Here is an 18,031-nt window from a genome sequence, read left to right as displayed (position 1 = left end):
CTGGCCCGGTGGTGCGCCTGACGCCACCGGCGCCGGGCGCCGTGCCGACGCAGCAGCCTGCCGCCTCAGCCGCCCCCGTACCCACCCCCCTGCCCGTCCTCTCGCCGACCGCCGCCGCATCCCCGACCGTCCAGCGCACCCCCCAGCGCACCCCCCACCCCCCAGCACCTCTCCCCATCTCGCCGACCGCCGCCGCACCCCCCACCGTCCAGCGCACCCCCCAGCAGGAGCCCCCGCCGCCGTACTCCCCACACCCGCCCGTTACCGCCCCCAACGAACCCCCGCCCGCCTACACCCCCGTCGACTTCGACGCCCGCGCCCTCACCGGCGCTCAGGTCGACGAGCTGACCCACCGGCTCATCGGGCCGCTGACCCGGCTGCTTCGGACCGAGCTGCGGCTCGACCGGGAGCGGATCGGCAGGCTCCGCGACTCCCGCCACTGAGGCGCCCACCACCCACCCGACCCCAACCCCCCTCCCCAGAAAGGCGCACCCGATGCCCAGCGATCTCGACCCGGGATCCACCATCTTCTTCACCCTCACCATCGACGGCGAAAGCCTCGGATTCTTCAACGGGTGCGAGGGGCTCGCCTCCTCCGTGGAGGTCGAGCAGCACCAAGAGGGCGGAAACAACGGGTTCGTCTGGCAGCTTCCGTCCCGGGTGACCTTCTCCACCATCCGGCTGACCCGGCCCCTCACCCCCGACACCGCCAAGGTCGCCGCCTGGATCTCCTCCGTCACCACCGGGGTCACCCGGCCGACCGCCCAGATCGCCGCCCTGCGCGCGGACGGGTCCGAGGTCGCCCGCTGGGGGCTCATCGACGTGCTGCCCGTCAACTGGCAGGGGCCGTCACTGGATCCGGCCAACCCCGGGGTCGCCACCGAGGTCCTGGAGATCACGCACCACGGGTTCACGGACTGAGGGGCCGCGGCACATGGCAGGCAGGGCAGGCAAGGGCGGCAAGGGTGGCGCGGGCAAGAGTCTCGTACGGGCCACGCTGGCCATCCACGAGCCGCCGATCGGGCACAGCACCACACCCGGCGGGCTCATCAAGAACTTCAGTTTCGACTTCAACCCCTCTCAGCTCGCGCTGAGCCGTCGCGCACGGTGGAAGACCACCCCCACCGCCGCCGTGCGCGACGGCTCCCTGCCCGAGTTCATGGGGCCGGAGCCGCGTGAGATGACCGTGGAGATCTTCCTCGACTCCTCGGACGATCCCAGCGGAAACTCGGTCCTGAAGAAGGTGGAGGCCCTCTTCTCCTGCTGCGAGGTGACCGCGAAGAGCATCGCCGCGAAGCAGCCGTCCACGCCCTGGGTGGTCTTCCAGTGGGGGGCGTTCTCCACCGCCCGCTTCACCGCGTACGTCTCCTCCGTGGACGCCACCTACTCCCTCTTCGGGACGACCGGCGTGCCGATCCGGGCCACCTGTCAGGTGAACCTGAACGAGATCCCCAGCAAGACCCCGGGGCAGAACCCGACGTCGGGCGCGCTCACCGCGCAGCGCGTGCACCGCGTCGTCGCGGGCGACTCGCTTCAGTCGCTGGCCTGGCGGGAGTACGGCGACGCGACCGCCTGGCGGGCGATCGCCGAGGCCAACGGCATCGACGACCCGTCGCGGCTGCGGACCGGCGCGGAGCTGGTGCTCCCCGCGGCCGAAGAGGTCGGAGGCTTCTGATGGTTCAGGCTTCGTTCTCCAACGTCGTCCACCTCACCCTGGACGGTGCCAAACTCCCCGACGAGTTCGCCGACGACCTCGTCGGCGCATGGGTCGACCTCGGGGCCGGGGTGCCCGGCGCCTTCCGGCTCACCTTCCGGGATCCGCACGGCCTGCTCCTGGGCAAGCTGAAAATCCAGTTCGGCACGAAGGTGGTCCTGGCCTCCGTCTCCGCCGGGCAGGGCGCCGGTTCCCCGCTGCTCACCGGCGAGGTCACCGGCATGGAGACCGACTACGACGGCACCGGCACCTTCACCGTCGTCCGCGGCTACGACCCCGGGCACCGGCTGATGCGGCAGCGCCGGGTCGCCGCGTACCGCAACCAGACCGCGGCCGACATCGCCCGCAAGCTGGCCGGCATGAGCGGCATTCCGGTCGGCAAGGTGCAGGCCACCAAGACCGTCTACGACTTCGTCAGCCAGGCCAATGTGACGGACTGGGACTTCCTCGCCCGGCTCGCCGACGAGAACGAGATGGTGATGTCGCTCGACGGCAAGGGCATGTTCCAGTTCGTCACGCCCGACCCGGCGTCCGGCGCGCCCCCGGCCAGCACCGACGGCGCGAAGAGCCCGTTCGTGTTGCACGCGGGGCAGGACGTGCTGCGCTGCCGGGCCGCGGTCACCGCCGCCGACCAGGTCGGAAAGGTCGAATCCCGCGGCTGGGACGTCACGACCAAGCGGAAGCTCACGGCGCTCGCGCCCGCCTCGGCCAACGCGGCCGTCGCCATCGGTACCACCCCCAAGAAGGCGGGGGCACGCTTCAAGGCCGCCAAACTGGTCGAGACAGACACCCCTTACGACCGCCAGTCCGAGGTCCGCTTCGCCGCCCAGGCCCTCGCCGACGACATCACCTCCTCCTTCGCGGAACTGGAGGTCACGGTCCGCGGCAACCCCAAGCTGCGCCCCGGTGTGCCGGTCACGCTCAGGGATGTGGGCGCCCCGTTCGAGGGCAAGTACACCGTCACCTCGGCGCGGCACGTCTTCGGCGACGACAGCGAGTACGTGACCTGGGTGACCGTCAGCGGCCGGCAGTGGCGCTCGCTGTTCGGGCTCACCTCCGGCGGGGGTACGGCCACCGCGCCCCGGCTGCCGAGCGTGGCGAACGCCCTGGTCACCGACGTACAGGACCCGCTCAAGCAGGGGCGGGTGAAGCTTCAGTTCCCGTGGCTGGACGACACGTACGTCAGCGACTGGACGCGCACCGTCCAGCTGGGCGGAAAGGGCGGCGGCGGGCTCTTCCCGCTGGACGTCGGCGACGAGGTGCTCGTCGCCTTCGACCGCGGCGCCCTCGACCATCCGTTCGTCATCGGCGGCCTCTACAACGGCCGGGACCAGCCCACCGTCGTCAAGGACGTGCCGCTGCACGACGGGCTGAAGAAGCAGGCGATCCGGCACACCCTGTCCGACCGGCAGGGCAACCGTGTCGACCTGCTGAGCCAGCAGACCGGGGCCCGCAAGCAAGGCGTACGGATCGCCACCGGCAACGACCGGCTCACCATCAACCTCGACCGCACCAAGACCGAGATCACCGTGGACAGCAAGGGGTCCGTCAGCATCACCGGCTCCCGCTCGGTGTCGATCGAGGCCGGTACCGACCTCACCCTGAGCGCGCGGCGGGCCCTGACCATCAAGAGCGGCGGGCCCCTCAGCATCGAGGGACGTGGCCTGGTCAACCTCAAGTCGCTCGGCGGCGCGGTCAACGTGGACGCGATGGGTGCGCTCAGCCTCAAGGCGCTCGGCGCCGCGACGGTCAGCGCGGGCGGGACCGTCCAGGTCAACTCGGTCGCCAACGTCGGCATCCGGGCCGCGACCCTCCTGCTGCAGGGCGTGGTGCTGGTCAACAACAAGCCGTACCCGCTGCCGTGACGGCCGGAAGGACACCCGGGAGAACACCGGGAAAGACACCCGGAAGGAGAGTGGTCCGCTGATGGCCGAGCAGTTCGTCGGATCCGGCTGGGCGTTCCCGCTGCGGATCGGTCCCACCGGAGCGATCGCCCTGGTCAGCGGGGAGCGGGAGATCGAGGAGGCGATCCGGCTCGTGCTGGCCACCGCGCCGGGTGAGCGGCCCATGCGCCCCGAATTCGGCTGCGCCATCCACGACCTGGTCTTCGCCCCGGTCAACGAAGCCACCGCGGGCCGTATCCAGCACGAGGTGTACGTGAGCCTCGACCGCTGGGAGCCGCGGATCGAGGTGAACGACGTGGAGGTGACCGCCGGCGTCGAGCAGGGCGTCCTCTACATCGACGTGCGCTACTCGATCCGCGGCACCAACAACCCCCGCAGCCTCGTCTTCCCCTTCTACGTCATCCCCTCACACGGTGAGTCCGGCCCGGGCGACCCGGGCAACCTTCCGGAAAGCGACCTCTGATGGCCCTGCCCTCCCCGAACCTGGACGACCGCCGGTTCCAGCAGTTCGTCGACGACGCCAAGCGCTACATCCAGCAGCGCGCCCCCGAGTGGACCGACCACAACGTGTCCGACCCCGGCGTCACCCTCGTGGAAACCGTCGCCCACATGGCGGACCAGATCGTCTACCGGCTCAACCGCGTGCCGGAGAAGAACCATCTGGCCTTCCTCGACCTCGTCGGCATCTCGCTCTTCCCGCCCTCGGCGGCCCGCGCCGACGTCACGTTCTGGCTCTCCGCCCCCCAGGAGGAGCCGGTGGTCCTGCCGGCCGGCACCGAGGTCGCCACGCTGCGCACCGAGAGCGAGGAGGCCGTCGTCTTCGCCACCGAGCGGCAACTCGACGTCGTCTCGTCGGAGTTGACGCATGTCGTGGTGCAGAACAGCGGTGCCGCAGTCGAGGACCGGACGGCCGACCTCGCCGAGGGCAAGGACGTGCGGTGCTTCGCCGAGGCCCCGCGGGCCGGTGACTGCCTGCTGTTCGGGCTCAGCGCCGCGGTGCCGCACTGCGCGGTGGCGCTGGAACTCGACAGCCGGGTGGACGGCGTCGGCGTCGACCCGCGGCAGCCGCCGCTGGTGTGGGAGGCGTGGACCGAGGACGGCTGGGCGGAGTGCGAGGTCGACCGGGACGGCACCGGCGGCCTCAACCGGCCGGGCGAGGTCGTGCTCCACGTCCCGGGCGGTCACGCCGTCTCCCGTACCGGAGGCCGGCAGGCCGGCTGGCTGCGCTGCCGGGTCACCGAACCGCTGTCCGGCCAGCCCTTCTACACCACGTCACCGACCGTACGGTCAGCCGAGGCCTTCACCATCGGTGGCACCACGCGCGCCGTACACGCCGAGACGGTCCACGACGAGGCCCTCGGCGAGTCCACGGGCCTGCCGGGCCAGCGGCTGCGGCTGGCCCACGCGCCCGTCGTCGCTGACGACCCGCCGCTTCACCTGCAGACCGCCGAGCACGACGGCTGGGTCGACTGGACGGTCGTCCCGCATTTCGCGGCCTCCGGCCCGCACGACCGCCACATCACCCTGGACGCCGCCACCGGCGAGATCGTCTTCGGCCCCGCCGTACGGGAACCCGACGGCACGCTGCGGCAGTTCGGGGCGGCGCCGCCCAAGGGCGCCGTCGTCCGGGCGCGCCGCTACCGAACCGGCGGCGGCCGGGCCGGGAACGTCGCACGCGGCGCCGTGCAGGTGCTGCGCAGCTCCGTCCCGTACGTGGCCGAGGTCGTCAACCGTGAGGCGGCGCGCGGCGGGGTCGACGGCGAGACGGTCGAGGAGGCCAAGGTCCGTGCCCCCATCACCCTGCGGGCGCAGGAACGGGCCGTGACGCTGCGCGACTACGAGGAGCTGGCCCGCCGGGCCGCTCCGGAGACGGCCCGGATCACCTGCTTGGAGGGTGAGGAGGGCGAGCACGGCGCCTATGCCGTACGGGTCCTGGTGGTGCCGCAGGCGGTGCCGGACCCCGGCGGGCGACTGCGCTTCGAGCAACTCGTGCCCGGCAAAGGGCTGTTGAGCCGGATCACCCGGCATCTCGACGAACGACGCCTCATCGGGACCCGGCTGGCGGTCGGTCCGCCCTTCTACCAGGGCGTCACCGTCGTCGCCACCGTGCACGCCTTCCGCGGCGTCGACACCGATCGCGTACGCCGCCAGGCCCACGACGCGCTCTACCGCCACCTCGACCCGCTCACCGGCGGCGCCGACGGCAAGGGGTGGCCCTTCGGCCGCCCGGTCCAGTCCGGCGAGGTCTTCGCCGTGCTCCAGCGCGTCCCCGGGGTCGAACTCGTCGACGAGGTCCGCCTCCACCCCGCCGACCCGCTGACCGGCAAGCGCGGCGAGGCGACGGACCGTATCGACCTCCAAGCACCGTCGCTGGTCTTCTCCTTCGACCACCGGGTCCGTGTGATCGGGGACGGCGCGTGAGAGGCTCGATCGACGGAATGGGGTCCTCCGCGCCGATCGGCGCGATGCTGCCGGCCGTCTTCGCCGACGACGACCTCGCGCAGCGCTTCGTCGCCGGGCTCGACGAGGTCGTCGCGCCGATCCTCGGCGTCCTCGACTGCCTGGACGCCTACTTCACCCCAGCTCTGGCTCCGGTCGACTTCACCCAGTGGCTCGGCGGCTGGGTCGGCGCCGAGACGGACGGTACGGAGCCGGAGGCGCGGCTGCGCGCGGCCGTCGCCGCCGCCGCGTACCTGCACCGGGTCCGGGGCACCCGCCGCGGCCTGTCCGAGGCGATCCGGCTGGCCTTCGGGGTGGAACCGGAGATCAGCGAGAGCGGCGCCGCCGACTGGCACTCCCGCCCCCTCGGCCCTGTCCCCGGCGAGCGCCGCCCGCGGCTCCACGTCACCCTGCGGCTGCCCGATCCGACCCCGGCGGACGAGCACCGGCTCGACAGCCTCGTGGCGGCCGCCCGCCCCGCCCACATGCCCTACACGGTCCAGGTGACCGTCTTGGAAAGGAACCCCGAGAGATGACCAGGCGAACCCCCGGGGCCGCGAACTGCAGCGAGTGCGGGACCCGGGCGGAACCCGGCCAGTCCTTCTGCGACTCCTGCGGCGCGGTGCTGGGCTGGACGTCCGAAGCGACGCCGGAACGGCCCGCCCCGTCGGCCCCGGAGTCCGGACGTCCCACAGCCCCGGCACCGGCCGCCGGTGGGGCCCGGCCGGGACGTGACGCCGCCGTGCCGCCGAGCACGGCCACCGGCACCAGCACCGCCCCGGCCCCCGCCACCTCCGCCCCGGCCCCGGAACGGCCGGGGACACCGCAAGCGTCCACCGCCTCCGGGGCGCCCGCGCCCGCGGAGCCGTCGCCCGGCGAGCAGCCCGCCCCCGTACCGGCCCATGCGGACGACACCGCCCCCACCCGGCCCGTGCCCCAGGCCGCGCCTGACGACACCGTCGCCCGGGCCAGGTCACTGCTCGTACCGGTCTCCGAGCCCGAACCCCGGCCCGCCGAACGGCCGTCCGTGGAGCCCGTACTGCCGGGCCGCCCGGTCGCGAGCCGCCCGCGCGTACGGGCCCCGGGCCAGGAGGCGGGCACCGAGGGCGGCGTGCCCTGCCCGTGGTGCGCCACGCCCAACCGGCCCGACCGGCACTTCTGCGGACGCTGCGCCATGCCGATGTCCCGGGCCCCCGAGGCGCTGGGACGGCCCCACCGGCCGTGGTGGCGGCGACTGTTCGGGCCCGGCACGGGAGAGACACCCTGGGCCGGCGACCGGCCGAGGCTGCGGCGCGGCTTCGGCCGGGTGGCGAACGTGGTGGTGGGCGTGCTGGTGCTGGCCCTGCTGATCACCGCCGGACTGAACACGGAACGGGCCGTGAACGCGGTCCGGGACCACTTCGCCAAGCGGGCCCCGGTCGGACCCGACAGCATCAAGGCCTCGCGGTCCTTCCCCGGCCAGGCGCCGCAACTCGCCTTCGACAAGCTGAACAACACCTGGTGGGGGCCGGGGGTGGCCCAGTCCGGAGACGGCGAATGGATCGAAGCCCGCTTCGACCGCCCCACCCGCCTCCTGGACCTCGTGATCACCCCCGGCGTCTCCACGCGCCCCGACCAGCTCTCCCGCTCGGCCCTGCCGCACCGCGTGGAGGCCGTGGTCACGACCGCCGAAGGCAAGACCGTCACCCATGTCCTCACCCTCGACCAGGGCGCCGGCGGCCAGCGCCGCGCGTTCCGGGTGGGCGAGGTCACCGCCGTACGGTTCGTCCTGCGCTCGGCCTACGGAGCCGCCGCCGACAAGCAGGTCGCCATCGCCGAGGTCGAGTTCTTCGGCCCGTCGAACAACCGGTCGTAGGCATGGACGGCATGGACCTCAGCCGTCCGTGTGCTCCGTCCCGGACGGCACCGCGCCGCTCACGGCCGGATCACGACCGGCGATAATCACTGGCCAGAGCGAAACCTTCAGGTGCCGTGCCCGGGCGCCGGGCGGCAGGAGATGGAGAACCGGTGGACGTCCAGAACTTCGAGCGGATCAACGCGTTCGTCGAGGACCGGCTGCGGCCGCTGTTCGACGCCGAGACCGGCAGCGAGCACGGCTTCGGCATGGACGACACCTCGCGTGCCCTGCGCGCCCTGCTCAACACCGTCAAGGCCGCCGCGGCCGTCCGGGGGCTCGCCGAGCAGCGTGAGGCGGCCGAGCCGGCGCTGCGTGAGGCCATCGACCACGCGCTGGCGCACAACTGGGACGTCCTGCGGGGTGTCGCCCGGAACTGGGAGGACCACCCCGACTTCCGCCGGGAGTTCAAGCTCCACGCGTGGGAACTGGACGGCGCCACGGCCTGACGTTCTCGTTTCCACGGAGGCAGCGTCCGATCCGGGTCCGGGTCGGGTGCTGCCTTCTGTCATTGCCGCAGCGCCCGGAGATCCCCCTTTTTCTCGTCACACCGGCAATTTTCGTGCCCCGGCCATCGATGTGGCCAACGGCGCGATCTTGCGCTTCGCACTGACGTTCTGAAACCCTCCGTTCGATTCGCATGTAGCAGATGCAACGGAGGGGAACACCCTTGTCCCGTAGTCGAATACGCCGCGCGTGGCTCACCGCCTGTACGGCGGCCACGCTCACACTCACCGGACTCACGACACCCGCCCAGGCCGAGGAGCCCACCCCGCCGAGCGCGACCGACTCCACGATCCAGGAGCCCAGGGCGCAGGACGCCCCGGCGCCCACCGTCGGCGCTCAGGCCTGGTCCGGGCCCGGCGGCCCGGCCTCCTCCGCCGGCTTCACACTGGCGGCCGGCGCCATGAACGCCGAGACCAGCCGACGCGTCGCCCGGCTCGACGCGGTCCTGCCGAAGCAGGGCGTGCAGAACCTCCTCGCCGCCGCCAACCGGGACATGGCTCCCTGGTGCGCCGAGCGCGATCCCTTCGGTTCCGCCCCGGACCCGGAGATCAAGTACTGCCTCCAGAACGACGACTCCATCTCCAGGGAGTGGATCCCCCAGGCCATCACCGGGGTCTCCGACGCCATGGACAACGAGAAGTGGGGCGAGGCCGAGAACATCGTCCTCTTCGGCTCTTACGACGGCTGGGACCCTGGCCGGGACAGCAACGACAACGGCGTGGGCGACTGCAACGAGGAGGAGCTGGCCAAGGAGGACGCCTGCAACCAGAAGGGCGTGCGGGTCACCTTCTCCCAGAGCCGGATCAACCCGGCCACCAGCCGCCCGGAGATCAAGTACCGGCACGTCCTGCTGGCATGGGCGTACGAGAACAGCGCCGACCACATCTCGTACGACGCCGTGCACGCCAAGGAGTCGACCCTCCAGAAGGGCGTCCACGCGGGCGGCATGGTCTGGTACGGCAACTACCTCTACCTCGCCGACACCCGCAACGGCATCCGGGTCTTCGACATGCGCAAGATCATGGACCTCGACCCGGACGGCGACCCCAGCACCCGCGACAAGATGGGGGCGGACACGGACGGGGTGAATACCACCTCCAACGTCCAGGACAAGACGAAGATCGGTCGGCACAACAACGTCTGGTACAGCTTCGGCTACCGGTACGTCATGCCGCAGGTGGCCGCCTGGACCTTCAAGGCGCCCCAGCAGAACCCCAAGGGTTCCTACGCCTGCACCGACACCAACGCGCCGAAGGCCTCCTACCTCTCCCTCGACCGAAGCACGGTCCCCGACCGGCTCATCATGGGTGAGTACTGCCGTCCGGAGGCCGGTTATCTCTCCACCGGCCGCGTCAGCTCCTACCCGGTCGCCGCGCTGGAGGCCCGCAGCGGAGAGGTGGCCGCCGAGGGGTGGGCCAACTACCTGCCCAAGGAGGGCATCCAGGGGTTCGCCGCCCACAACGGCGACTACTACTTCAACCAGAGCACGGGCCCGGGCGTCAACGGCAACCTGTGGCGGGCCACGCGTACCGACGGCAAGCTGGTGGCCCGTACCAACCCGGTGAAGACCGCCACCGGGCCCGAGGACCTCTACATCGAGCGCGGCAAGGGCCGGCTGTGGTCGGTCTCCGAGCACTCGAAGACCGCGAAGGACCTGGCGGGGGAGTCGTGCACCGCGCTCTGCGAGCGCGTGCTGTACGGCTACAAGCTCGACTGGCTCCAGGCCCAGCCGTGACGGTGCCGCGCAAGCGCTGAACCGCCACTGCGCCGATCCGTCCAGGACGCCGGCGCCGGCCCCCTGGCCGGCGCCGGCGTCCGGACGCCTTTCACGACTCGGTTCTTCACGGCTCGGTTCTTCGCGACCCCGCTCATTCATGACTCGGCCGCCGCGGGCTGCGGAAGGTAGCCCCGCGCCTGCACGGTGAACAGCCGCTCGTACGCGCCGCCGGCTGCCATCAGCTCGTCATGGGTGCCCTGTTCGGTGATCCGTCCCCCGTCAAGCATGACGATCACATCGGCCTCCCGTACCGCGCTGAGCCGGTGCGACACCAGCAGGCTCATACGCCCCGCCCGATGGGCCCGCAGCCGGGCGTGCACCTCGTACTCGGCCTGCGCGTCCAGACCCGCGCTCGGCTCGTCCAGGCCCAGCAGATCCCTGCTCTGCCGCAGCAGCGCCCGGGCCAGCGCGAGCCGCTGCCACTGCCCGCCCGAGAGCGTCGTACCCGCCGCCGGGTCGTCCTCCCCGCCCTCCCCGTCGGCGAAGAAGATTCGGCTGAGCAGGGTGTCGTACCCTCGCGGCAGGGCCGTGACCAGCTCGTGCGCCCCCGCGAGCCCGGCGGCCCGGCGGATCTCGTCGTCGTCGCCCAGCAGCTCCAGTGCGCCGACGCCGATGTTCTCGCGGGCGGTGAGGTCGGAGCTCATGAAGTCCTGGAAGAGGACCGCCATCCGGGCCCGTAGCTCTGGAGGCGGCACGTCCCGCAGGTCGGTCCCGTCCCAGTGGACCGAGCCGCGCACCGGGTCGTAGAACCGGCACAGCAGCTTGATCAGGGTGCTCTTGCCCGCGCCGTTCAGTCCGACGAGCGCGAGCGACCGCCCGAAGGGGATGAAGAGATCCACCCCCTTCAGCACCCACGGCTGCCGCTCGTCGTAGCGGAACCACACGTCCCGCAGCTCCACACCGCGCCGCAGCGCCGGAAGGTTCCGTGGGCCCTCACGTCGTCAGCGCCCGCGGCAGGGCGAGGTCGTCGGGCAGTTCGGTCACGGCGACGTGGTACGAGAACATCAGCAGCGCCTCGTGCGCCTGGGCCAGCCCCCGACCAGCCCGAGCAGCGCCACCTGCACCCCGGCGACGGCGGCGACGAACGCCGTCACGTCGCCCGCGGTCAGCCGGCCCGCCGTCGCCGCGTGCACGGCCCACACCAGACCCCCGCCCGCCACCGCCGCAGACAGCACCAGCACGGCCATCGCGGGACTGAGCACGAACAGCGTGGCGAGCAGGCTCAGCAAGGTGATCAGATTGCGGTCGAGATGGTGCGGGTCCTCGAACCGGGACAGGCCGTGGAAGCCGTTGACGGTCTGCCCTTCTCAGCACTCGCCGGAGCGGTAGCACGCCCCGCAGCTGCTCACGCCACCGACGACATGAATGGTCGCTCCTGTGGGCGCCCAGGAGTTACGGGACAGCCCTTAGGACCCTGGTAAGACCAGTGGTCGGCGAGTGCTATGGCGATGCCCCGCACCGGATCGGTGCGGGGCATCGCCTGTGAGTCACTTCTGGCAGTCGTCCTTCTGCTCGGTGCTGTAGAGGGCGCCGGGGTGGATACCGCCTGGCAGGTCGGGCACTCCGACTCCGCCTCCTCCCTGCTTATCTCGACTTCGTCCAGCGCTCATCGTTGGCACCATTGCAGGTCCACTGGATGAGCTGGGTGCCCTTCTTCTGGTCGGCACCCAGGCCCAGGCATTTGCCCGAGTAGACATTCCGGAGTTCGTGGGTGGCCTCGTTGTACCACCACTTTTCGTCAACGGCGCCGTTGCAGGTGTACTGGATCATGCCAGCGCCGTTGGCGAGGCTGTTGCCGGTCCCCATACATTTGCCGGAGTAGATATTGCGGATGAAGTAGGCAGGGTTGCCGTTGTTGTCCTTGGTGTCCTCAAACAGCCAGCGTTCATCCTGTGCGTTATTGCAGTCCCACTGGATGACTGGAGTGCTGTTTTCGAGCTTGCTGCCGGCTCCAGCGCACATGCGGCTGAAATCGTTGTGGAGGTACTGGTAGTTGTCGGCTTCCCGGGGGCGAAGCGAGAACACGACGCGATGCTGCTCGACTTCGTTCATGCCCCACAGGCGGCCCGATCCACGTGAGTAGGACAGGTTCTGGGTAAGACTCGGCGCCCGGGTGAGGATGGAGACGGGGCCGTTGGGCTTGGCCTGCCAGATGCAGGAGTATCCGTCTGCGGTCTGGGGGTCGCCCATATAGCCGGTGTCGCACTGGGCGGCCATGTAGTAGTACTCGCCGTCCGTGGCTACCCCCTGGATCTGGTGAAGAGGGGCGGTGTAGGCCGCATCTGCGTAGACCGTTGCGGTGCTGTCCTCCGTGATCTTGTTGAGTGGCCAGCGGACGACCTCGAGCGGGTCCGTGCGGAAGCTGTCTCCCCAGCGGCTGGAGAGCAGCTGCGGGGGGTTGACACTGCGGTCCAGGCTCAGGGCACTCAGGCACGTGTCGGTGCTGCAGAACATGTTGCTCTTGTTCGAGGCCTCATCCTGATCCTTCTTGAGGCGGTTGGAATAGCGGTCTACCATGGGCAGGACCCATTGGTGACCGTAGCCACGGGAGACGTTCCCCTCCAGGCCAGGCCTGTCGAGATTGTTGTCCTGGGGTGAATTGACCCGCCAGAGGTGGTTAAGGTCGTACACCTGCAACTCGCCGCCATTGGCAACGAACAGACGGTTTCCATACCAGACCATCCCATCGGCGTGGACGTCTGTGACCGGCGCGTAACTAGGCTTTTCCAAGGTTCCGGTGGGCCGGACCAGCATCACGTGCCCGTACTGCCAGGAGGTGCCGGTCGACTTCAGGATGGAAATCCGGGCCAGCTTGTTCCGGTCGGCACCTGAAAGGCCGTAGTACCAAGTCGCCATATACAGGTGGCTGCCGTCGACCGTACCGCTCTCGTACGCATCATGCGACGCCGTGAAACCCTGGTTGTGCCAGCCACCCTTATAGGCGCTGGTCTTGTCATCGTCCTCGTTCCAACAGAAGCCGTTGTACTTGAACGTACCGTTGATTCCAGTGGTATGGCACAGCGACCGGCCTGTCAGGCCGTACGGCGCCGGCTCCTGGGTGACGCTCAGCGCAGAGACCGGCCGCACCTTGCCCGTCGCCTCAGCAGCCTCGATCAGCTTACGTATGTTCACACCCGCGTCCATGTCTCGCATCTCGCGCGGGTACAGCTTGAACTTGGCAACCTCTTGGGCCGTCTTGACCTGGAAGATCTTGCCCGAGTCATGGATCGGCGGTGGCTCTGGCGCGGCCACCGCCTGCTGGGTGCCGGCGGTCAACGTCGCCAGCGACGACACGGCGACGAGCACCGCTGCGACCCGTCTGCCGATACGGCCCTTCAACTTAAGAATCATGAACCGGATAGTAGTAAGAATCAAAATGCAGCCCACGGCCCGTCTCAAGCTGCGTAGTGGTCCCTCTGGAGTCAGACGGCTCCGGATCGCCCGACCGGTGAACCGTCACTGTGCGGACCTCAAGAGGTGCTCTTCTCGGGTGATGGGCTGTCAGGGGCGGGTTCTGCCGTCCAGCGTGATGCCGCCCCCTAGCGGCTGTCCCGTAACTCCTGGGCGCCCGCAGGAGCAACCAGTTCCAGCCGGTTTGGAGGTCTCGGTGGACTTGCAGGTCACCCGCCTCCACGTGCGGCCCGACGTCACCTATCTGCACCTGCACGACGCGCCGCCGCTGCGCTGGGGTCTGGTCTGGCGGTCCGACTCGGACAACGAGCTCGTCCGCGCGTTCGTCGGCATCGTCCGCGAGCTCGGCACCATGCAACTCCGACTCCGGCCCCGTCTGTCGTCGGCACGAGGAATCCCGGCGCGCCGACCATGCGGCCAGGGGGTCATGGGAGGGATTTCAGCCTGCTGAGGGTGTAGCCGTTGGCTGCGGGATCCAGGAGCTTGGTGGTCTCTTTGAAGAGGTACTCGGCCCGCTCGTAGGAGAGCCGGCGGCGGCCTGTGTCCGGGCACAGATCGGCCGGTGCGGGTGTTCGGGCGGGGCCGGGTCGCCGGTCGGAGACGAACACCGGACCGCGGGTCCGACCGGCCAGCAGCTGGGGCAGGAGCCGGGCGGTCTCGGAGCGCCAGGTCACCCAGGTACGGCCCGTGCGGGCCCGGCGCTCGTCCAGGTCCAAGTCCTCGATGTTCAGGGACAGTACGGCCTTCACCCCGGCCGTCGACTCGTGCAGCAGCCGCCACAGGGTGCGTTCGCGCAGCGGCAGGTCTGGGCGGCTCCAGAGCGCGTCGAGCTGCGCGGGGGCCGGCACCGGTGCCCGGGTGCGGGTCTCGGCGCGGCGGTCCAGCCCGTCCGCGAGGTCGCTGAGGGACGCCCACGCACAGAAGGAACGGACGGTCGAGCGGTGCCGGTTCCACGTCCTGGCCGCTGTCTCGCCCCACGTGGTCGCGAACACCCGCTCCACCTGGTCGGCCGTCAGGGAGGCCAGCGGCAGCTCGTCGCCGAGAGCCAGGCACAGGCGCCGGAGGGTCTGTCCGTACGAGTGGATCGTGGCCGCCTCCAAATCGTCGCGGTTCAGGAAATCCCGGGCGGCCCGCCCGAGTGTGGGTCCGGACGGGCTGGTGACTTCGATCTCATCCGCGCGTCGGTGCAGAAAGGCGCGCTCGGCGGCGTTCCTGGTCAGGGACGCCGCCCGGTGGAACTCCAACCGCGCTTCCTGGTGCCGGCCCAGGCGGGCCAGTAGATCTCCCCTGACGCTGGGGAGGAGGTGGTAGTCGCGCAGCGTGGGATCGGTGGTCAGGGAATCGACCAGTTCGAGGCCGTCCTGCGGCCCGTACGCCATTCCGTGCGCCACCGCGCGGTTGAGCCGGACGATCGGCGTCGGCACGAGCTGCACCAACGCCCCGTACAGGGCCGCTATCTGGGCCCAGTCGGTGTCCTCGGCGGTAGGGGCCTGCGCATGGCACACGGCTATGGCGGCCTGCAGCAGGTACGGGCCGGGTGGGCCGCCGGCTTCCCGTGCCCGCAGCATCGCGGCGAAGCCGCGGCGGATGAGCAACTGGTCCCAGCGTCCCCGATTCTGCTCGTGCAACTGGACCGGCTCGCCCGACGGGCCGATGCGCGCGGCCGAGCGGGAAGCCTGAATCTCCATCAGCGCGACCAGCGCGTGCGCCTCGGCTTCCTGGGGTGCCAGTTCGGCCAGCAGCCGGCCCAGTCGCAGTGCTTCGAGGCAGAGCCCGGGCCGCATCAGATCGTCGCCGGAGGTCGCCGAGTAGCCTTCGTTGAAGATCAGGTAGATGACCTCCAGCACGGACGAGAGGCGTTCGGCCAGTTCTGTGCCGTCCGGCAGGTCGAACGGGACGCCCTCTTCGGCCAGCGTGCGCTTGGCTTCGGCGATGCGCTGGGTGATCACCGTCGCGGTGACGAGGAAGGCCCGCGCGATCTCCTCGGCTGTCAGACCGCCGAGCAGCCGAAGTGTCATTGCTGTTCGGGCCTCGGTCGCCAGCACGGGGTGGCAGGAGATGAGCATCAGCCGCAGGACGTCGTCATTCTCGGGGGCCTGCTGCTGTTCCAGCCCGTGGGCGAGCTGCTCCTGCTTGTGCGTCAGCCGCTGGGAGCGACGGATGTGGTCGACGGCCCGCCGCTTGGCGGTGGTCGTGAGCCAGGCGCCGGGGTTGTCCGGGACGCCTGTGCTCGGCCACTGCTCGAGTGCGGCGACGAGCGCATCCTGGGCCAGCTCCTCGGCGAGGCCGACGTCATGCACCATCCGCATGAGCGCTGCGATGATCTTGGCCGATTCGAGCTTCCAGACCGCAGTCACCGTGCGATGGGTGTCCAGCACGGGCACGATGACAGCATGTGCCCCGGCTCGCTCGCAAGGCGGGGCACATGCACTTCGCCGTAGGTCCGTACTGCCGACGGCTCAGGGACCGAAGACCTGCTGGACCACGCTCTCGCCGTCACCGACGATCCTGCGGAAGCGGCGGGCCATCTCGATCGCCTCCTCCTTCGAACGGACCTCTACCAGTGCGAAGCCGGCCACGGCCTCCTTGGCCTCAGTGAACGGCCCGTCCGTCACCGTGATCTCGTCGCCGGCAGACCTCACCAGGACGCCGCCCGGCTCCAGGCCGCCGGTGGCCAGCAGCACACCGGCCGCCGTCAACTCCTCGATGAACTTGCCCATTTCGGCGTACAGCTTCTCATCGGGAGCGGTGTCGGAAGGCCGGGTCGTCATCAGGTAGCGCATGGGTTCCCTCATCTCGTCGTGCGGTGCTTCTGCTTACACGTCGAACAAGGACATGTGACAGGGAACGCATCCGTTCCCTGTCACATCGCCGGATCGACGTGTAGGCAGAAGCACCCACGACGAACCCGAGAGGCACACGCCATGACCATCCAGAATCCCGCCACCGCCACCGCCACCGCCGCGACCGGCACCCGGGCCGGTACCACCACCCGCTCCTTGCTGACCTGCGCGGTCGTAGCGTCTCCGCTGTGGGCGGCCGTCTCGCTGATCCAGGCCGCCGGCCGCGACGGCTTCGACATCACCCGCCACCCGCTGAGCGCGTTGAGCAACGGCTCGCTCGGCTGGCTTCAGATCGCCAACTTCGTCGTCGCCGGGCTGCTGCTCGCCATCGGCGCGACCGGGCTGCGCAGGACCCTTCACGGCACCCCCGGGAGCACCTGGGCCCCTCGGCTGGTGCGGATCAGCGGCATCGGCATGATCGCCGCAGGGCTCTTCGTGATGGACCCGGTCGACGGCTTCCCCGCAGGCGCCCCCGACGATCAGGCCGCCACCCTCACCTGGCACAGCTACGCCCACTTCGCCGCAGGATCGGTCACCTTCACCTCGCTGATCGCCGCCTGCTACGTGCTGGGCCGTCACTTCGGCAACCTCGGTCACCGCGGTTACGCCATCGCCTCTCGCGTCGCCGGCACCACCCTCCTGCTCGGCAACGGCTGGGCGATGAGCGGCGGCAAGGCCGGCACCCTGACGCTGGCCGTCGGTGCCATCACCGCGATGCTCACGATCTCCGTGATCGCCAACAGGTACCGCCGCAACCACTGAGCCTCACCCCGCCTCCCGCACCTCCCGTCAAAGCCTCATTCGACGGGCCACCGGACCGACCCGCCAGGCAGTCCCCGGTCCCGCCCTGCCGGGGGCTCCGCCATGCAGCGCCTGACCAACACGTGGGACACGACCACGGATGTCGACAGCAGGCTGGCAGCCGCCTTGTACGCCGCCGCTCTTCCCCCCCGCACCTCCCGTCAAAGCCTCATTCGAGTGCGACGACGGCCGCGGTGACGGCGATGGGCCAGATCCCGCTGTCGCTATCCGACGGCTTCACGGAACTGCGGTCAGAGCCTTGAAAATCCCCACCCCCTGCTCAGGGTCTCCCCACGGGCCTTGCCCCCGGATCTTGGACACTCGAGACACTTGGATCTTGAGTCCAGGAGAACGGATGTCCCGTGGTCATGAAGCACTATCCGCCGGAGTTCAAGGCGGACGCGGTCGCGTTGTACGAGTCGCGGCCTGGAGCGACGATCAGGTCGGTCGCCGCTGATCTGGGGGTCAACCCGGAGACGTTGCGGAACTGGGTCCGGGCGGCCGGGGCGAGTCGGCCCCGGGGACGCCGGGCGGAGGTGCCGGCCGACCCGCCCACACCGCTGGAGGCGGAGAACGCCGCTCTGCGCAAGAAGGTCCGCGAGCTGGAGGAGGAACGCGAGATCCTGCGGAAGGCTGCCAAGTATTTCGCCGGGAGACGCGCTGGTGAACCGCTTCCAGTTCGTCGCCGACCACCAGCGCCGCCACGGCGTGAAGCGGCTGTGCACCATCCTCGGCATCGCC

At 70.3% G+C, this 18,031-nt stretch carries 17 protein-coding genes and 1 pseudogene; 13 read left to right on the top strand and 5 right to left on the bottom strand.

What is annotated here, in order from left to right; translation table 11 throughout:
• The 10 genes and pseudogenes from IEZ01_RS25075 to IEZ01_RS25030 all read left to right on the top strand — a co-directional run.
• Positions 1-443 (top strand): annotated as a pseudogene (locus IEZ01_RS25075) (hypothetical protein); the annotation flags it as partial.
• Positions 444-495: 52 nt separating this feature from the next.
• A complete protein-coding gene (locus IEZ01_RS25070) occupies positions 496-921 on the top strand; it encodes a phage tail protein (RefSeq protein WP_019884200.1) in 426 nt (141 codons plus the stop codon).
• Between the two features lie 13 nt (positions 922-934).
• A complete protein-coding gene (locus tag IEZ01_RS25065) occupies positions 935-1,675 on the top strand; it encodes a CIS tube protein (protein WP_019884199.1) in 741 nt (246 codons plus the stop codon).
• Positions 1,675-3,579, top strand: coding sequence for a VgrG-related protein (locus tag IEZ01_RS25060; RefSeq protein WP_019884198.1), 1,905 nt, complete (start codon positions 1,675-1,677; stop codon positions 3,577-3,579). The genes IEZ01_RS25065 and IEZ01_RS25060 overlap by 1 nt, the downstream gene beginning before the upstream one ends.
• Before the next feature lie 61 nt (positions 3,580-3,640).
• Positions 3,641-4,081, top strand: coding sequence for a GPW/gp25 family protein (locus IEZ01_RS25055; protein ID WP_019884197.1), 441 nt, complete (start codon positions 3,641-3,643; stop codon positions 4,079-4,081).
• Complete coding sequence (locus IEZ01_RS25050; protein WP_189203891.1) at positions 4,081-6,039, top strand: putative baseplate assembly protein; 1,959 nt, start codon at positions 4,081-4,083, stop codon at positions 6,037-6,039. The genes IEZ01_RS25055 and IEZ01_RS25050 overlap by 1 nt, the downstream gene beginning before the upstream one ends.
• Positions 6,036-6,593 (top strand): phage tail protein, encoded by a 558-nt coding sequence (locus IEZ01_RS25045; protein ID WP_028797223.1) that lies wholly within the window; start codon positions 6,036-6,038, stop codon positions 6,591-6,593. Before IEZ01_RS25050 ends, IEZ01_RS25045 begins: the two co-directional genes overlap by 4 nt.
• Positions 6,590-7,912, top strand: coding sequence for a zinc ribbon domain-containing protein (locus IEZ01_RS25040; protein ID WP_189203889.1), 1,323 nt, complete (start codon positions 6,590-6,592; stop codon positions 7,910-7,912). The genes IEZ01_RS25045 and IEZ01_RS25040 overlap by 4 nt, the downstream gene beginning before the upstream one ends.
• A gap of 152 nt (positions 7,913-8,064) precedes the next feature.
• Positions 8,065-8,400 carry a hypothetical protein gene (locus IEZ01_RS25035; protein ID WP_019884192.1) on the top strand — a complete coding sequence of 112 codons (336 nt, stop codon included), beginning with the start codon at positions 8,065-8,067 and terminating at the stop codon, positions 8,398-8,400.
• A gap of 221 nt (positions 8,401-8,621) precedes the next feature.
• The gene (locus IEZ01_RS25030; protein WP_189203887.1) at positions 8,622-10,193 is read left to right on the top strand and encodes a hypothetical protein; all 1,572 of its coding nucleotides are present in this window, start codon (positions 8,622-8,624) and stop codon (positions 10,191-10,193) included.
• 137 nt (positions 10,194-10,330) lie between these two features.
• Here IEZ01_RS25030 and IEZ01_RS25025 read toward each other — a convergent pair whose 3' ends face one another.
• The 3 genes from IEZ01_RS25025 to IEZ01_RS25020 all read right to left on the bottom strand — a co-directional run bounded on the left by IEZ01_RS25025 (position 10,331) and on the right by IEZ01_RS25020 (position 13,586).
• Entirely contained in the window at positions 10,331-11,134 is an 804-nt protein-coding gene (locus IEZ01_RS25025; protein WP_229833213.1) for an ATP-binding cassette domain-containing protein, read from the bottom strand.
• A gap of 105 nt (positions 11,135-11,239) precedes the next feature.
• Positions 11,240-11,464 (bottom strand): hypothetical protein, encoded by a 225-nt coding sequence (locus IEZ01_RS35170; protein WP_229833211.1) that lies wholly within the window; start codon positions 11,462-11,464, stop codon positions 11,240-11,242.
• A 355-nt stretch (positions 11,465-11,819) separates the two neighbouring features.
• Positions 11,820-13,586: an RICIN domain-containing protein gene (locus IEZ01_RS25020; RefSeq protein WP_189203885.1), complete on the bottom strand. Its 1,767-nt coding sequence runs from the start codon at positions 13,584-13,586 to the stop codon at positions 11,820-11,822.
• A 256-nt stretch (positions 13,587-13,842) separates the two neighbouring features.
• Between IEZ01_RS25020 and IEZ01_RS25015 the strand changes: the two genes are divergently transcribed.
• A complete protein-coding gene (locus tag IEZ01_RS25015) occupies positions 13,843-14,097 on the top strand; it encodes a type 2 periplasmic-binding domain-containing protein (RefSeq protein WP_158685639.1) in 255 nt (84 codons plus the stop codon).
• Here the strand turns inward: IEZ01_RS25015 and IEZ01_RS25010 are convergent.
• The gene (locus IEZ01_RS25010; RefSeq protein ID WP_189203883.1) at positions 14,072-16,024 is read right to left on the bottom strand and encodes a sigma-70 family RNA polymerase sigma factor; all 1,953 of its coding nucleotides are present in this window, start codon (positions 16,022-16,024) and stop codon (positions 14,072-14,074) included. The genes IEZ01_RS25015 and IEZ01_RS25010 overlap by 26 nt on opposite strands.
• An 81-nt stretch (positions 16,025-16,105) precedes the next feature.
• The gene (locus IEZ01_RS25005) at positions 16,106-16,429 is read right to left on the bottom strand and encodes a YciI family protein (protein ID WP_019884187.1); all 324 of its coding nucleotides are present in this window, start codon (positions 16,427-16,429) and stop codon (positions 16,106-16,108) included.
• A 141-nt stretch (positions 16,430-16,570) separates the two neighbouring features.
• Here IEZ01_RS25005 and IEZ01_RS25000 point away from each other — a divergent pair, with 141 nt between their 5' ends.
• Both IEZ01_RS25000 and IEZ01_RS24995 read left to right on the top strand, forming a co-directional pair.
• Positions 16,571-17,251 carry a DUF998 domain-containing protein gene (locus IEZ01_RS25000; RefSeq protein WP_189203881.1) on the top strand — a complete coding sequence of 227 codons (681 nt, stop codon included), beginning with the start codon at positions 16,571-16,573 and terminating at the stop codon, positions 17,249-17,251.
• 407 nt (positions 17,252-17,658) lie between these two features.
• On the top strand, positions 17,659-18,031 hold a 373-nt coding region (locus IEZ01_RS24995), incomplete at its 3' end, for a transposase (protein ID WP_229833209.1).

Origin of the sequence: Streptomyces purpureus, from assembly GCF_014648195.1 — a bacterium.
Lineage (GTDB): Bacteria > Actinomycetota > Actinomycetes > Streptomycetales > Streptomycetaceae > Streptomyces > Streptomyces purpureus.
This window is presented reverse-complemented; position numbering and strand designations above follow the sequence as displayed.

Bases quoted from the DNA above. Each gene is read 5' to 3' on its own strand.
- IEZ01_RS25020 (WP_189203885.1), bottom strand. From the start codon at position 13,586: ATGATTCTTAAGTTGAAGGGCCGTATCGGCAGACGGGTCGCAGCGGTG.
- IEZ01_RS25055 (WP_019884197.1), top strand. From the start codon at position 3,641: ATGGCCGAGCAGTTCGTCGGATCCGGCTGGGCGTTCCCGCTGCGGATC.
- IEZ01_RS25060 (WP_019884198.1), top strand. From the start codon at position 1,675: ATGGTTCAGGCTTCGTTCTCCAACGTCGTCCACCTCACCCTGGACGGT.
- IEZ01_RS25070 (WP_019884200.1), top strand. From the start codon at position 496: ATGCCCAGCGATCTCGACCCGGGATCCACCATCTTCTTCACCCTCACC.
- IEZ01_RS25005 (WP_019884187.1), bottom strand. From the start codon at position 16,429: ATGCGCTACCTGATGACGACCCGGCCTTCCGACACCGCTCCCGATGAG.
- IEZ01_RS25000 (WP_189203881.1), top strand. From the start codon at position 16,571: ATGACCATCCAGAATCCCGCCACCGCCACCGCCACCGCCGCGACCGGC.
- IEZ01_RS25040 (WP_189203889.1), top strand. From the start codon at position 6,590: ATGACCAGGCGAACCCCCGGGGCCGCGAACTGCAGCGAGTGCGGGACC.
- IEZ01_RS25065 (WP_019884199.1), top strand. From the start codon at position 935: ATGGCAGGCAGGGCAGGCAAGGGCGGCAAGGGTGGCGCGGGCAAGAGT.
- IEZ01_RS25050 (WP_189203891.1), top strand. From the start codon at position 4,081: ATGGCCCTGCCCTCCCCGAACCTGGACGACCGCCGGTTCCAGCAGTTC.